Source organism: Pontibacter beigongshangensis (genome assembly GCF_014332515.1).
Lineage (GTDB): Bacteria > Bacteroidota > Bacteroidia > Cytophagales > Hymenobacteraceae > Pontibacter > Pontibacter beigongshangensis.
In genome coordinates this window covers 1-15,583 of record NZ_VFSD01000009.1, presented here as the reverse complement: position 1 = coordinate 15,583, position 15,583 = coordinate 1, and the positions used below count along the sequence as shown (strand labels likewise).

Annotated in this window: 11 protein-coding genes; 4 read left to right on the top strand and 7 right to left on the bottom strand. The window is 51.2% G+C overall.

The annotated features are described in order from the left end of the window. Positions 1-84: 84 nt before the first annotated feature. From FJM74_RS09095 to namA, 3 genes are all read right to left on the bottom strand, one after another. Positions 85-1,194 carry a mechanosensitive ion channel family protein gene (locus tag FJM74_RS09095; protein ID WP_187262290.1) on the bottom strand — a complete coding sequence of 370 codons (1,110 nt, stop codon included), beginning with the start codon at positions 1,192-1,194 and terminating at the stop codon, positions 85-87. A 429-nt stretch (positions 1,195-1,623) separates the two neighbouring features. After that, positions 1,624-2,973 (bottom strand): NAD(P)/FAD-dependent oxidoreductase, encoded by a 1,350-nt coding sequence (locus tag FJM74_RS09090; RefSeq protein WP_187262289.1) that lies wholly within the window; start codon positions 2,971-2,973, stop codon positions 1,624-1,626. A gap of 622 nt (positions 2,974-3,595) precedes the next feature. Next, positions 3,596-4,663 carry an NADPH dehydrogenase NamA gene (namA, locus tag FJM74_RS09085; RefSeq protein ID WP_187262288.1) on the bottom strand — a complete coding sequence of 356 codons (1,068 nt, stop codon included), beginning with the start codon at positions 4,661-4,663 and terminating at the stop codon, positions 3,596-3,598. 39 nt (positions 4,664-4,702) lie between these two features. Here namA and FJM74_RS09080 point away from each other — a divergent pair, with 39 nt between their 5' ends. Continuing rightward, positions 4,703-4,960: a hypothetical protein gene (locus FJM74_RS09080; RefSeq protein WP_187262287.1), complete on the top strand. Its 258-nt coding sequence runs from the start codon at positions 4,703-4,705 to the stop codon at positions 4,958-4,960. Here FJM74_RS09080 and xylA read toward each other — a convergent pair. Together xylA and FJM74_RS09070 are read right to left on the bottom strand one after the other, a co-directional pair. After that, a complete protein-coding gene (gene xylA, locus FJM74_RS09075) occupies positions 4,957-6,288 on the bottom strand; it encodes a xylose isomerase (RefSeq protein WP_187262286.1) in 1,332 nt (443 codons plus the stop codon). The genes FJM74_RS09080 and xylA overlap by 4 nt on opposite strands. Positions 6,289-6,318: 30 nt before the next feature. After that, positions 6,319-7,806 carry a xylulokinase gene (locus FJM74_RS09070; protein WP_187262285.1) on the bottom strand — a complete coding sequence of 496 codons (1,488 nt, stop codon included), beginning with the start codon at positions 7,804-7,806 and terminating at the stop codon, positions 6,319-6,321. Positions 7,807-8,041: 235 nt separating this feature from the next. Here FJM74_RS09070 and FJM74_RS09065 point away from each other — a divergent pair, with 235 nt between their 5' ends. Next, positions 8,042-9,058, top strand: coding sequence for a LacI family DNA-binding transcriptional regulator (locus tag FJM74_RS09065; protein ID WP_187262284.1), 1,017 nt, complete (start codon positions 8,042-8,044; stop codon positions 9,056-9,058). 301 nt (positions 9,059-9,359) lie between these two features. Here FJM74_RS09065 and FJM74_RS22780 read toward each other — a convergent pair whose 3' ends face one another. After that, positions 9,360-9,821, bottom strand: a complete 462-nt coding sequence (locus tag FJM74_RS22780; protein WP_449426420.1) for a DUF7793 family protein — start codon at positions 9,819-9,821, stop codon at positions 9,360-9,362. A gap of 61 nt (positions 9,822-9,882) precedes the next feature. Here FJM74_RS22780 and FJM74_RS09055 point away from each other — a divergent pair, with 61 nt between their 5' ends. Together FJM74_RS09055 and FJM74_RS09050 are read left to right on the top strand one after the other, a co-directional pair. Then, complete coding sequence (locus FJM74_RS09055) at positions 9,883-12,321, top strand: GNAT family N-acetyltransferase (RefSeq protein WP_187262282.1); 2,439 nt, start codon at positions 9,883-9,885, stop codon at positions 12,319-12,321. Positions 12,322-12,353: 32 nt separating this feature from the next. After that, the gene (locus FJM74_RS09050; RefSeq protein WP_187262281.1) at positions 12,354-14,042 is read left to right on the top strand and encodes a response regulator; all 1,689 of its coding nucleotides are present in this window, start codon (positions 12,354-12,356) and stop codon (positions 14,040-14,042) included. A gap of 217 nt (positions 14,043-14,259) precedes the next feature. On the opposite strand, the gene FJM74_RS09045 is transcribed toward FJM74_RS09050, so the two are convergent. Further along, on the bottom strand, positions 14,260-15,285 hold the full coding sequence (locus FJM74_RS09045; protein WP_187262280.1) for a UDP-glucose--hexose-1-phosphate uridylyltransferase: 1,026 nt from the start codon (positions 15,283-15,285) through the stop codon (positions 14,260-14,262). Between the last annotated feature and the right edge of the window lie 298 nt (positions 15,286-15,583).

Genomic DNA, 15,583 nt, shown 5'->3' with positions numbered 1-15,583 from the left:
GATGCTTTTTTTTATGAAAACAGGTAGCAGGCCCGATAAAAAGAGCCAACACGGGCATACTTTTCAATTGCCTGCTGTCCTATCTCAGGCATGTATGTATGCGTCTTCGTTTACCCTGTCCTGCTTTCCGTTGGCGATGTACAGTGTACGTATCGGATGGGCAAATTTGATACCCAGGCTCTGAAACTGTTCAAAAATCCTGAAATTAATGGCCTGTTGCACATCCATGTAGGCAGTATAGTCGGAACTCAGCACATAGTACACCACCTCATAGTCGAGGCTGGAGTCGCCGTAGGCAGCAAAATGCGCCCGGTCGAACTCTACCCGGTGCTGCTCCAGCACAATAGATTTTAACAGCCCCGGAATCAGCTGTATTTTATCGAATGGCGTCTGGTAAGTCACTTTAATTTTAAAGACCACCCTGCGCCGCTCCATACGCTTGTAGTTGTGGATACGCGAATTGGTCAGGTCGCTGTTCGAAAAGACCAGCTGCTCCCCCGAAAGACTCTTGACACGGGTAGTCTTGATGCCGATGTTCTCCACTACCCCCAGCTTATCGTCAATAATAATGAAGTCGCCGACCTCGAACGGGCGATCCAGGAAAATAACGAAGTAGTTGAACAAGTCGCCCAGGATGTTCTGTGCAGCCAGGGCCACGGCAATACCGCCGATGCCCAGACCAGCCACCACCGTGGTGACGTTGTAGCCCATGTTGTCGAAAAGAAAAATGATGCCGACAAACCAGATCACGATGTTGATGATGAGCATGATCCCGCCCAGCTGCTTTACTTTCTCTTCGCTGTAGGTCCGGCTTTTTAAGAAAGACTGCAGCAGGAGCTGAATAGTAGTAGACAGAAACCGAATGGCCAGAATGGTGATGCTTATGGTTAAGCTTATTTCCAGCACGCGCAACAGCTTGGCAGGCAGCGTAAGCGAAGTGAGGGAAAGATAGGCGATGGTTATAAAAAGAGCGGGAAGGCCAAACCGCTCGACGCTTTCTACCAGGAAGTCCTGCAGGCTGTTCTGTTTCCTACTTGTAAACCTCTTTATTTGCTTAAGAAACACGCTTTTAAAGGCTTTAATCAAGCCAAAGCCTATGAGCAGAAAGGCAAACGCAAGCAAGTATTCGAGTACAGTATTGTTGAAGTAAGTTTTTTCTAAGATACTGCTAAAATCACCTAATAAATCCGGCATACTATTTCAATTTTATTAACCAAAAAGCCAAAATTAAGCATAAATGGCAAAAATAACCAGCGTTAGCCTCAATTCCTTCCCCCGGCACAGGAAAGCCACGCAAAGGTAGAGCCGGCTTACAAAGGGGAAAAGCTACAAGCTTTTCCCCTTTGTAAGCCGGCTCTACAGTGGGCCACTGCTCTGTAAATCTGCCGCTTTTGCCTGGTCCGGTTAAAAATAAGAAGTGGTGTTTCCCTAAGATTGCGGTGGTTTACAAAAGTTGGTGTGATGCCGGAAAATAAACTGGAAAGCCATCAGCACAAAGGCGCCACAATTTTTACCAGGGTAATGGCTTCCCGGGTTTTGACTGCTCTACTGAGCCTCAATTTCAGACTAGATGGAGCGATAGGCTTCTTTATGCCTTGCTGCACCAAAGTATGAAATAAGGTATCAGGTATCAGGGTTATATTTCCTGAAAAAGTCGCGGGCGCTTTTGTCGCCTTTGCGCACAAATGGCCTGATGATGAGCCGGGTGCCACGCTCAAAAGTAAAGAACCGGTACATCCAGTTGCTGATCACCACGAGCTTGTTGCGGAAACCGACCAGGTACATGATGTGCACAAACAGCCAGATAACCCAGGCCACAAACCCGCTCAGGCGCAAATTACCAGGCAGGTCGGCCACGGCCCGGTTTCGCCCGATAATAGCCAGCGAGCCTTTATCGACATACTCAAATGGCTCCATCTTCTCCCCCCGGACAAGGCGCTTTAAATTTTTGGCCAGCAGCTTCCCCTGCTGCATGGCGGGCTGAGCCACCCCCGGGTGTCCTTTGGGGAATTTCTCTGTTTTCATGAAGGCGATATCGCCGATAGCGAAAATATTGTTGAAACCTCTGACTTGGTTAAAGGTGTTTACATGAATCCGGCCCCGCTCCACCGACTCCTCAGGCAAGCCGTCTACCAGCGCTCCCGACACGCCTGCTGCCCAGATCAGTGTGTGTGCCTTTATCTGCTCACCGCCCTTCAGCATCACGGTCAGGCCGTCATACGACTCCACCAAGGTGTTGACCTTGATGCTGATGCCCAGTTTTTCGAGGTAGCGATGTGTCTTCTCGCTGGATTTAGGATCCATGGGTGGCAACACCCGGTCCAGGCCCTCTACCAGGTAAATGTTCATGATACTGAAATCCAGCCCGGGGTAATCGGTCGGGAGTATGTGGGTGCGCATTTCGGCCAGCGCCCCTGCCAACTCCACCCCGGTAGGCCCTCCTCCCACAATTACAAAATTGAGCAGGCTCTGGCGAATCTCCATGTCTTTGGTCATGTTGGCCTGCTCAAAACTCTGCAGCAACTGGCTGCGCAGGTTAAGGGCATCCGGAATATGCTTGAGCGGGAATGAGTAGCGCTTGATCTGCTCGTTGCCGAAGAAATTTGGCTTGGTGCCGGTCGCGATTACCAGGTAATCGTATGGCAGGTCGCCGATGAGGGTGGCCACGGTGTTGGAGGCATGGTAAACGCCCGTTACGCGCACCAGCCGGAAATGGAAATCCTCGTAGTCGTCGCTGCCAAACATTTTGCGCAGCGGCTCGGCAATGGCATCGGGCTCAAGGCCGGCGGTTGCCACCTGGTAGAGTAGCGGCCAGAAGCCGTGGTAGTTCTGCTTATCGAACATCACCACCTGAAAGTCTTTATTAGATAATTTCTTAGCCAGGTTTATCCCCCCAAATCCGCCGCCGATAATGACTACTCTTGGTTTGGTGGTTTCCGGAATGTTCAATGAAAGCTTGTCGAAAGTAAGCATAGGTCGTATCGTATGTGTTAGGCTGAAATGGCTGTAAGTCGGTAGCCTTACAACTTTTCAGGTGTTTACGGGAATTGTGCACAAAGATTTATATTCGAAAGCCAAAATATTCGGCTGGCCTCCTTTTTCTCCTGCTACCCGATCTTTAACATGAAAATATTTGCAGGTGTTCTGCCGCAGCAGGACTGGCAGCGCCGCCGGAGGGGCTTTTTCATTAGAATAATCTGATTAATGTGCCAATGAAGCAATGGTTAAATGCTTGATTTGGTAACTGTCTCAGCCTTTGCTGTCATGCTGAAGGAACTTGTGGGCGATAAGCCTGGAAGAAAAGTTACGAGAATATCCCGAAGTTCCCCGGAGTAGGGGCCCTTTAAAAAGATTCTGACAAAACATCTACACTCTAAACAGCAGCACCTCCGGAGGGCCGTTTTAATTAGAATAATTCCTAAATATAGACCTTTTTCTCCTCTCCATCTTACCCGGCAATATTTAGGTGAATATATTTAGTGCTCCTCCAATTTATTTTGAACCGGAAGCTCCCTGGTGCCGGAGGCCACAAATCATCCTCACAACACTGGATGCCCACGCCATGATCATTTCTATTTTCTAAGTTGAAAGTGCACTACCTCGGTTTTGCCCGCTCGTACTGTAAAGGCCACGCCTGCTCCTGCTGCAGTTCGTGGGCGGCATGCAGCGGGAAGTACGGGTCGCGCAGAAACTCTCTTGCCAGTAGCACCAGGTCGGCCTTTCCGGCAGCTAGTATCTCCTGTGCCTGCTGGGCATCCGTTATCAGCCCGACGGCGCCGGTCAGTATGCCGGTTTGGTTTTTGATGCGCTCGGCAAATTGCACCTGGTAACCAGGCCCCACCGGAATTTTGGCGGCAGGCACATTGCCCCCCGAAGAGCAGTCGATCAGGTCCACGCCCTGCTCCCGCAGCACTGCCGCCAGGGCGGCGGCATCTTCAGCGGTCCAGCCTCCGTCGGTCCAGTCGGTGGCCGATACTCTCACAAACAGCGGGTACTCTTCGGGCCACACACTGCGGACAGCCTCGGTTACTTCCTGCACCAGCCTGATCCGGTTTTCAAAAGAGCCGCCATACCTGTCGGTGCGGGTATTGCTCAACGGCGACAAGAACTCGTGCAGCAGGTAGCCGTGGGCCGCATGAATCTCCACGATCTTAAAGCCGGCTGCCAGGGCACGAACAGCGGCCGCCTTAAAATCTGCGACCACCTCCTGTATCTCCTGCTCCGCAAGGGCATGCGGGGCAGGCTCTGTGCCGGAGAAAGGAATGGCACTGGGCGCCACCGTCTGCCAGCCACCCTTCGCTGCCTCCAGGGCGGCTGCACCTTTCCAGGGGCTCTGGTGACTGGCTTTCCGGCCGGCATGAGCCAGCTGTATGCCAGGAACGGCCCCGTTGTTTTCTACAAATCCGGTGATTTTCTGGAGGCCGGAGATATGTTCATCTTTCCAGATTCCGAGGTCATCGGGCGTGATTCTGCCTTCGGGGGCTACTGCCGTCGCTTCTACTATCACCAAACCGGCACCTCCTACCGCACGGCTGCCATAATGCACAAAATGCCAGTCGTTGCTAAACCCGTCTTCGCTGCTGTACATGCACATGGGCGACATGGCAATTCTGTTCTTTAAAGTGATTTCTCTTATGGTAAGTGGACTAAATAACGCTGACATGTCTATCTTTTGTTTCTGGATTAGCTGCTTCTTAAAAGCTTGCATCAGTATCTTTACGGGCAAACTCTGGGCAAAGATATATGTTTATACATTATTTGTATTGAAAAGCATAGAAAACCCCTTCCATCCTGCACAGGTTACGACGCAGATTATTTCAATGAAAAAGCCCCTCCGGAGGTATTTACTGCTGCTTCTACTGCTGCTGTATATCCAGGAATAAAAGGTAAACCAGCTGCAACAAAAAAAGGCTCCGTGAGTTACCCACGAAGCCTTCCAGCAATTATTGAACAGAATTAAATATATCGGTTGATCAGGTTCTCCAGGTATTCCTGTCTGCCGCTTCTGGTTTCCGGCTCGCCGTGCTCTATGGCATAGGCGCGCAGGTCCTCAAGCGTCAGTTTACCTTCTTCAAATTCTTTGCCTTTGCCGCTGTCGAAAGAGGCGTAACGCTCTTCACGGATTTTCTTGAAATCTGACTTCTGCAGGATGTTGTCGGCTGTTACCAGGGCTCTGGCAAAAGCGTCAGCACCGCCAATGTGGGCGTAGAACAGATCAGCCGGATCGGTAGAGTTTCTCCTGATCTTGGCATCGAAGTTGATGCCGCCTCCTTTAAAGCCACCTGCCTGCAGGATAATCAGCATGGCCTCTGTCAGCTCGTTGATGTTCACCGGGAACTGGTCGGTGTCCCAGCCGTTCTGGTAATCGCCGCGGTTGGCATCTATGGAGCCGAGCAGGCCGGCATCTACAGCCACCTGCAGCTCGTGCTCAAAGGTGTGGCCGGCCAGCGTGGCGTGGTTTACTTCCAGGTTCAGGCTGAAGTCGTTGAGCAGGTCGTGCTGGCGCAGGAACCCGATCACGGTCTCGGCATCGAAATCGTACTGGTGCTTGGAGGGCTCTGCCGGCTTCGGCTCAATGAAGAACTGGCCTTTAAAGCCCTGCTTGCGGGCATAGTCTTTAGCAGCGTGCAGGAACTGCGCAAAGTGCTCTTTCTCGCGCTTCATGTTGGTGTTCAGCAGGCTCATGTAGCCTTCGCGACCGCCCCAGAACACGTAGTTCTCGCCGTTCAGAGCTATGGTGGCATCCAAAGCAGCTTTAACCTGGGCGGCACCATGCGTCAGTACATGGAAATCAGGGTTGGTAGAGGCGCCGTTCATGTAACGCTTGTGCGAAAACAGGTTGGCCGTGCCCCAAAGCAGCTTGGCACCGCTTTCCTGCTGTTTCTGCTGTGCGTACTCCACCAGCGTCTGTAGCCTGCGCTCGTTCTCTACAATATCATCGCCATAATCCACCACGTCCACATCATGGAAACAGTAATACGGCATGTTGATTTTGGTGAGGAACTCGAAGGCTGCGTCCATTTTGTCTCTGGCTCTTTCTACGGCATCCGACTTTTCATCCCAAGGGAAAATGTGGGTGGCACCACCAAAAGGGTCCGAACCGTTTCCATTGAAAGAGTGCCAGTAGGCAACCGCAAAGCGCAGGTGCTCCTTCATGGTTTTGCCGGCCACTACGCGGTTCTCGTCGTACCAGCGGTATGCAAGCGGATTATCTGACTCCAGCCCCTCGAACTGAATCTGACCTATTCCTTTAAAATATTCTTTGTCTCCTAATACTATGTTTGCCATGTTGTACTGTGTTTTCTACGGTAGATGATCTTATTTTTTTCTATTCAGTTTTTCTTCTAAAAGAGCTTTCCACTCCTGGTACACCGGCTCGTAAGCGGCAGCGGCCCGTGGTTCTACTAATTGCAGGGGCTGCGTTTTGCTGAAGGCCTCGTCGCCGGAAGCAAATGTCTTCACACCGATGCCTGCGCCCAGGGCCGCTCCCACGCTGCCATCGCTGGGGTAGAGCTCCACCGGCACGTTGGTGGCATTTACAAAAGCCTCTGTAAACAGCTCGCTCAGGAACATGTTGGCCCTGCCCGCCCTGATCACCGTCGGGTTCATGCCGTTCTCGCGCATAATGTCCAGGCCGTAGCGGAAGGCAAAGGCAATGCCCTCCTGCACCGCCCTGAAAATGTGCGGCTGGGTGTGTTTGTACAGGTCGATGTTCTCGACATGGGCTCCTACTATTTTGTTGCTGAGCATGCGTTCGGCCCCGTTTCCGAAAGGCAGCACCCGCAGGCCATCGCTGCCGATGGCCACCTGCTGGCCTAGCCTGTTCATCTCGGGGTAGCTGATGCCGGTGCCGATCATATTTTTGGTCCAGCTGTTCATAATGCCGGTGCCGTTGATGCATAGCAGTACCCCCACGCGCTTCTCCTCGCTGGCATAGTTCACGTGGGCAAAAGTGTTTACCCGTGACTGCGGATCGTACACCAGTTGGTCGCTCACGCCATAGATCACCCCGGAGGTACCGGCCGTGGCCGCCACCTCTCCAGGCTTGAGCACGTTCAGCGAAAGCGCATTGTTGGGCTGGTCGCCTGATTTATAGGTCACCGGAATGCCTTCCGTCAGGCCCAGCGCTGCAGCGATGTCGCGCTTCAGCTGGCCGTGCTCCGAAAACACCGGCTTTATCTCCGGAATCAGTTCCTTGTCGAATCCGAAGTAGTTGAGCACATCCTCCGACAGCTGGTCTTCCCTAAAATCCCAGAAAACCCCTTCCGACAGTGCCGAAATGCTGGTGGTGATGTAGCCGGTGAGCTTCATGGCGATAAAGTCGCCGGGGAGCATCACTTTATAGATCTGTCCGAATTTTTCAGGCTCGTGCTGCTTTACCCAGGCCAGCTTGGAGGCGGTGAAATTGCCCGGTGAGTTAAGCAGGTGCGTCAGGCTTCGCTCCTCGCCTATGGCTTCCAGGGCACCTCTGCCGATTTCCACGGCCCGGCTGTCGCTCCAGATAATCGCATCGCGGATCACGCGCTGCTCCCTGTCTACAACCACCAGCCCGTGCATCTGGTAGGCGATGCCGATGGAGCCGATATCTTTCGGGTTGTACCTGCCGCTGGCATTTGCCTTGCTGATGGCAGCCTGCACGTGCTCCCACCACATATCAGGCGACTGCTCTGCCCAGCCCGACTGATGCGATATAATGCCGGACTCTACCTCTGGGTATTGCGCCGAGGCCACACATTGCTGCGAAGCTGCCTCCACAACCGACACTTTAATGGACGAAGTGCCAACATCTATTCCTAATAAGAGCATATTTGATTCTTTTTAGCATCAGCTTCACCCTGGTAACCGCTCGTGGCCGCCATTTCCGGAGTGAACAAACAATAGTTTATGCCAACGTTGGCATAAACATAAAAGAAAGTTTTGAAATCCAAAAATTTATCTGCAATTATGTTTAAAATAATTTTACTTTATCGTTTAAACCCTTTCTTTCCCTGCTGGCTTTGCTCAGAAATCAGTGGGAAATTGCCAAACAAACTCAATCTACGTGCAAAAAGTAACCATACACGATATTGCCAGGGAACTCAACATCACCTTCTCTACAGTGGCCCGGGCACTGAACGACCATCCGGCCATCAGCATCTCCACCAAAGAAGCTGTTCGCGAAACAGCCAAACGCCTGGGCTACCGGCAAAACAAAGTGGCTTCCTCCTTACGGTCCGGGCGAACCAACATTATCGGGGTGGTGGTGCCCAGCCTCGATGTCTCGTTTTTCAGCTCGGTCGTGCATGGTATTGAGCGGGTCATGCACGAGAATGGATACAGCATCCTGCTCTACCAGTCGAATGAGTCGCTGAAGCAGGAAACCAAAGGGATCGCCACTTTTCTGGCCTCCCGGGTAGATGGCATTATCGCCTCCGTAACGGCCGAGACCCTGCAGTATGAGCACTATGCCGAAATTAAGAAACGGAATGTGCCCCTGCTCTTCTTTGACCGCACCATAGACGAACTGAACGTGCCTACTGTTACCATCAACGACTACAAAGGCGGGTTTATGGCAACGGAGCACCTGATCCGGCAAGGCTACAGAAGAATTGTGCACATCTCCTCGGAGCGGGACCTGCCCATTTTCAGGGAGCGGCTGCGCGGGTACATCGACGCCCTGGCTTATTACGATCTGCCTTATGATGAGAACCTGGTGTTCAGGGGCAACATTTCGATGGAGTATGGCAAAGCCTGCGTAGATCAGCTGCTGGAGCAAAAGGTGAAGTTCGATGCCATTTTCTCGCTGGAGGATTACATGGCGATGGGCGCTATCCATCAGCTGCTGGCGCACGGCATTACGGTGCCGGAGCAGGTGGGAGTAATTGGTTTTGCCAACGAGGCGTTCGGAGCCTACATCACCCCTACCCTCTCCACCATCGATCAGCAGACCGTAAAAATGGGCGAGGAAGTAGCCAACCTGTACCTCAAGCTCTCAAAGGGCAAAAAGTTCTATGAAGCAGAGCCGGAGAAAATAGTGCTGGAACCCCTGCTCATGATGCGGCAATCAACAGCCAGATAGCGGTGTGTAGTTAAGGGCCGTGATTATTTAATAATTCAAAGTTGTTCAGCTTTAAATTCGGGAATAATATTTCATTAACCAATCAACAACTACCTACCAGCAATTATTTGAATGAAAAGGGCCCTCCGGAGGCTTTTTCCCTGCTGCAGGTAAAGCGATCTTTAGCTCTGCTTGCGACGGTTAGATTAGCCCGGAGCTGCCAAAAAAAATACGTAGCTTTTTCTGTTCCTGCTGCCTGCGGATCGGCAAGATTGATTCTGAATAATCAAAGGCAAGCCGCAAGACCCGCAGCAGTAGCCGGCTAGCAGCAGGTAAACAAGAGGTTCGTTTTTGAAAGAAAGCTCAACAGCAGCAGGCAGAGGCTGCCTTTAAACTGGGCCAGCCACTCCAGCGCCTCTCGCTTATCGGTAAACATACGGGAAGGGTTTTTTGGCTTGTTCACGGAAATGTAGAAATTGGCCATCATCCGGAGCACTGGCGATGTTACCAGAATGGCGCTTGCCGTCACCTGCTCATTGCCCTCATTCGCCATAAAGTCCCGGGCTTCTTTCGTCGATTTCTTCACTTTGGTGATATCGAACATGCTGGGATAAGAGTCAGACTGAATAAACTCCAGCCGATCTTGTACACAAGCTTTGGCAATAGGCAAATCAAGCAGCTCAATCTCCTTTACATAACACTCTAAAATGCCGTTTTCACATCGAAAATAAACATATTTCGAATCTTTTGTTTCAACATCATTTTTTCTGCCGAGATTTGCCATCTAAATTGAATTTATTCCAGCTTGGACTGTTTAGCTAGAAATCCAGGCAAATATAACAAAAATGGCTAAAATAAGACACAACAACCTCCTCGATACAGTTGATTCTGTACTTTCCATGTCAAGAAAAAAAGGCATCATTCACCTTCACGCAGAGGACGAATCCTTGGATGGAAGATCCCTTATACTCAATGGCAGCAAAGTGCTACATTTCGGAACGTGTGGGTATCTGGGCCTGGAGCACCACCCCGAAGTTAAGCGGGCAGCCATCGATGCAATTGAGCGGTTTGGCACCCAGTTTCCTATGTCGAGAACCTATATTTCGAATCCGCTCTACCGCGAACTCGAAACTATGATTCAGGAGATGTATCAGGCTCAGGTAGTTATATCAAAGAACTGCACACTCTCGCACCTTACCACCATTCCGAGCCTGATCAGGCAAACCGACCTGGTAATTCTGGACCACCAGGTGCATGCCAGTGTGCAGGAGGCGGTAAAGAAGATGCTGACCCAGGGCGTGACCGTAGAGATGATCCGCCACAACAACCTGGAGATGCTGGAAGACCGGATCAAGAAGCAACGCAGCAATTTCGACCGCATCTGGTACATGGCCGATGGGGTGTATTCTATGTACGGCGATTTTGCACCTATCAAAGAAATGATAGCTCTGGCCGAAAAATATGAACAGCTGCACTTGTATGTAGACGATGCCCATGGCATGAGCTGGGCCGGCAAGCACGGCACAGGGTATGTTATGAGCCAGATGGACAACAAGCTCTACCGCAAGATGGTGCTGACGGCCAACCTCGGCAAAGCCTTTGGTGCCTGCGGCGGCTTGTCGCTGTTCCCCAACGAGGAGTGGTACAACAAAGTGAACAACTTCGGAGGCCCGCTCACCTTTTCGGTGCAGATAGAACCTGCCACGCTTGGCGCTGCGCTGGCATCGGCCAGGATTCATAGAAGCAATCGAATTTATGCGTACCAGGAGGAGTTGCAGAAGAAGATCGCCTACTTTAACGCCTTGCTCAAAAAAACCAACCTGCCGCTGGTGCACGAGAGCCAGAGCCCGATCTTCTTTATCGGCACCGGCACCATGGATATGGGCAACCACTTGGTGCAGGAGCTGCTGCAGGATGGCCTGTATGTAAACCTGGCTACCTTTCCGGCCGTGCCTGCCAAAAATATAGGCATCCGCATTACGATCTCCCTCAACAACACTTACGACGACATAGAAGTGCTTGTGGATAAGCTGTGCCTGCATTTCGGGAAGGCGTTGACCGCCACCAACCAGACCCTCGAAAAGATAAGGAAAGCCTTTAAAATGACTCCCCCCTCTGAACCTGCCCTCTCTCCCCTGCCGGCTGCCCAAAACCCGCTGAAGCTGCTATGCTTTAACACCATTGCCGACCTCGATCCTGCCACCTGGAACGAGCACCTGGGTAACAGAGGGATCTTTGACTGGGAAGGGCTCCGGTTCCTGGAAGAAACGTTTGCCAACAACGAGGAAGAAGAGAATAACTGGGCTTTCAGGTACTATGTGGTGGAAGACCCGGAAGGTAAGATCGTTCTGATGACCTTTGCCGTGATAGCCCTGCAAAAAGACGACATGTTTTCAGAGGTTTCTATCTCTAAGGTGCTGGAGAAGGAGCGCGAACTAAACCCCTATTACCTGACCTCTGTGGGGCTGACCATGGGCACTTTGTTTACAGAAGGCAACCACCTGTTCCTGGACAGGAAGAGTCCACACTGGAAAAAAGCCCTGAAGACATTGATAGGCGGGTTCTACAAAGATCAGGAAAAAGAGAACGCCGCCAACATTCTGCTCCGCGACCTGGACGCCGGAGACAAGGAAATGGAGGACTTTATGCTGGAACAGGATTTCGTGAAAATAGACCTGCCGGAATCCGGGGTGGTGGAGCATTTGAACTGGACGACAGAAGAAGAATACAGGAAAACCCTAAGCCGGAAGAGCCGGGAGCAGTTTGCAGCAAAAGTAAAACGGAACGAGCATCTGTTCGACGTGGAAGTAAAGCAGCAACTCGGCACTGATGAACTGGAGTATGCCATACAGCTCTTCGCAAACGTAAAAAAGAACAACTACGGCATCAACAACTTTCTGTACCCCGACAAACTGTTCTACCTGATGAATGAAAACAGTTCGTGGGAGTTTGTTGTTCTGTACTTAAAAGACGACCCTGCAGCCACCAGAATGCCTGTTTCGGTATGCTTCTGCCACATCAACAACGACAATATATACAGCCCGGCCCTGATCGGCATGAACTACGCCTACCTGAAGGAGTATGGGGTTTACAGGCAGACACTTTACCAGGTTATAAGAAGAGCCAATGCGCTTACATGCAAAAAAGTTAACTTTGGCATCTCGGCTTCCATAGAAAAGAAAAAGCTGGGCGCTACCCTATACCCTAAGGTGGGCTACTACCAGGCTAAAGACAACTATACCATGGAGATGCTGCAGGCTACCATAGCGCTAGATAAGGAGTGACGGCATTTAAAGAACAGTATCAAGCTATATAAGTGAAAGTTCTAAAAGATAGAATAGAGGAAATCATGACGCTGATTGCGGAGGTAGCCAACGGCAACTTCGATTATGAGATAGAAGCCTCTGAAACTGGAGATGAGATGGATGCCATCATTGCCGGCATCAGTATGTTGGGGCAGGAGCTGAAAAGCTCCACTGTGTCCAGAGATTTTATGAAAAGCATTTACCAGGGAGTGGTAGACATGCTGCTCATTCTGAACAATGACTTTACCGTGCGCACGGTAAATGAGGCCTTCGAGGAATTGCTGGGAATAAGTGGAGATGAGCTCACCGGCCACCATTTTTCGGAGCTGGTGCACAGCAGCAATGCGGCCGCCCTGGAAACGGCCATGGCAAAGTTCAGGCAGAAGGGCAAATGCCTGAACGTGGAGTTGCTTCTGGAGGCAAAGCGGGATCATGTTGTCCTGCCTGCCTCCTGCTCTTTTTCTTACCTGATGAACAGCCGGAAAGAAATAGACGGTATTCTCATTGTTGCCAAAGACATATCGGAGATAAAGCGCACGGAACTGGAGCTGAAAGAGGCCAAGAACAAAGCCGAGGCAGCCAACGAGGCCAAAACCAATTTCCTCTCGAGCATGAGCCATGAGATCAGGACGCCCCTGAACGGGATCATGGGCTTTACGGACCTGCTCATGAAAACCGACCTGAACAAGTCTCAGCAACAGTATCTGCACCTGATCAAAACCTCCGGCACCGCACTCTCCAAACTGCTCAGCGACATTCTGGACCTGCACCGGATCGAACAAGACAAGATCAGCCTGGAGCTGATACCGTTTGATATCAGAAGTACGGCTGCCGCCAACCTGGAGCCCTATAAGTACCTGGCTGCTGGCAAAAACATCTCCTTTACCTACTCCTTCGATGATTCTGTTCCCGAAATCGCCATCGGAGACTCAAACCGGATTAACCAGGTTCTTATTAACCTGGTAAGCAATGCCATTAAGTTTACGGAGCGGGGAGAGATTGCCGTGCACCATCGGGCGGAAAAAGCAGAGGGAAACACTTATCTGCTCACCTGTACAGTAACCGATACGGGTGTAGGTATTCCGGACGAAAAACAGGCCCTTATTTTTGATTCCTTTACCCAGTCAGACCAGTCCACCTCCCGCCGCTATGGGGGCTTTGGCCTGGGGCTCGCCATTTGCCGGAACCTGGTCAAAAAGATGGAGGGCCAGTTGGGCGTCATCAGCCCTTTGCCGGGGCAAGAGCATGGCGCCACGTTCTGGTTCAGCATTAAGCTAAAAGCAACTGAGCAAACCATGGCTCAGCCAGAAAGCCCGGCCAACGACCCCAACTTTAAACTGCAGGTCGAAAAGCAGATTCTGGTCGTAGACGACAACGAAATAAACATGTACCTGATGCAGGACATCCTGGAAGGCTTCGGCGCTAAAGTAACGACAGCCATAAGCGGGCACGAAGCCATCCGGCTGGCCCAGGAAACAGCTTTCGACCTTATTTTCATGGACATCCAGATGCCTGGGATTGATGGGCTGGAAGCTACTGCCCAACTCCGAAAAGCTGCCTTCACAGCCCCGATTATTGCCTTTTCTGCCAACGCCTATAAAGAAGATATTCATAAAAGCCTGGCAGCGGGCATGAACGACCACCTCTGCAAGCCCTTTACGCAGGAAGACCTGATCGTTTTGCTGAACAAGTGGCTATAACTATTCAGAAGCTGACTCTTTTCCTTCAATACTTAAAAAGAACAAAGTCACGTGGTGGCACTAGCTGCGAATTATTCTAATGAAAAATGCCCTCCGGAGACCTCTGCTGTTGCTGCTGCTCCGATGGCTTTGTAACAGATTCTCTTCAAGGTATCCTCTAACAAAAGCGGCCTCCCTTTCTGGACAGCCGCTTTTGTTAGAGGGGAAACTATCAATTCTACACCAGGTTCCTTAACCTTTCTGCACTTGCCTCTGCGGTGATATCGCGTTGGGGGTCGCCCAGCATTTCGTAGCCTACCATAAATTTCTTTACAGAGGCCGAGCGCAGCAGCGGCGGGTAAAAGTGCATGTGGAAGTGCCAGCCTGGGTGCTCCTGCCCGTCGGTTGGCTTCTGGTGAATGCCTGCAGAGTACGGAAACGACACATTAAACACTTTATCGTAGGCCATTGTCAGGTTTTTAATGGCATCGGCAAAAGCATCTTTCTCTGTACTTTCCATCTGGCCGATGTGCTGAAAGTGGCGTTTGCTGATGATGATGGTCTCGAAGGGCCAAATGGCCCAGAAAGGCACCAGCACGGCAAAGTGGTCGTTCTGATACACCATACGCTTCTGCTCCTCCAACTCCAGCTGCAGGTAATCAGCTAACAGGCTGCGACCGTTTTGCCTGTAATACGCCTCCTGCTGCACTGTTTCTTTGGCTGGTTCACCGGGCACCGTGCTCTGGGCCCAGATCTGCCCGTGCGGGTGCGGGTTGCTGCAGCCCATTACCTGCCCCTTGTTCTCAAATATCTGTACATAGTTGATGAAGTCGAGCTTGCCCAGTTCCTCGTACTCCTGCTGCCACAGGTCCACTACTTTTCGGATATCTGCCACCTCCATGTCGGGGAGCGTGAGGTCATGGCGCGGTGAGAAACAGATTACTTTACCCAGTCCTCTTTCGCTTTCTGCACGCAGCAATCCTCCTTTGGTGAAGGAGCCTGACGGGGTATCGGATTGAAGTGCTGCAAAATCGTTCTGGAAAATAAAGGTAGACTCATATTTGGGGTTCTGATCGCCGTTAACGCGTGTGTTGCCCGGGCACAGGTAGCAGGTAGGGTCGTAAGGGGGGCGCGATTCTTTCCCTACCGCCTCCTGCTGCCCCTGCCATGGCCTTTTGGCCCGATGCGGCGATACCAGCACCCATTCTCCCGAAAGCGGGTTGTAGCGCCGGTGCGGATGTTCTTCTAAATCAAATGCACTCATAGGTTTATCTGTTGCTGCCGCTCCTGCGGCAAAGTTTTGTATCTAATGCTGTGTTGCAGGTTAGTTGAAGGGGTGAATCTTGAATGAATGATTTGAAAATTTGGTGATCTGAAGATTAATTGTGGTTGTATCTTTTTAGATCCTGGATTCAAGCAACAAGGAGAGCAACAGGCACAGAAGCCAATTTTGTTTCCATTATTAATTTACTCAATCTCTCTTTCACCCATTCAAAAATCACTCACTCAAAAACCTGGCTGGTGCCGTCCACAATCTGGGCCACGTACACCTTGGGTTCCCT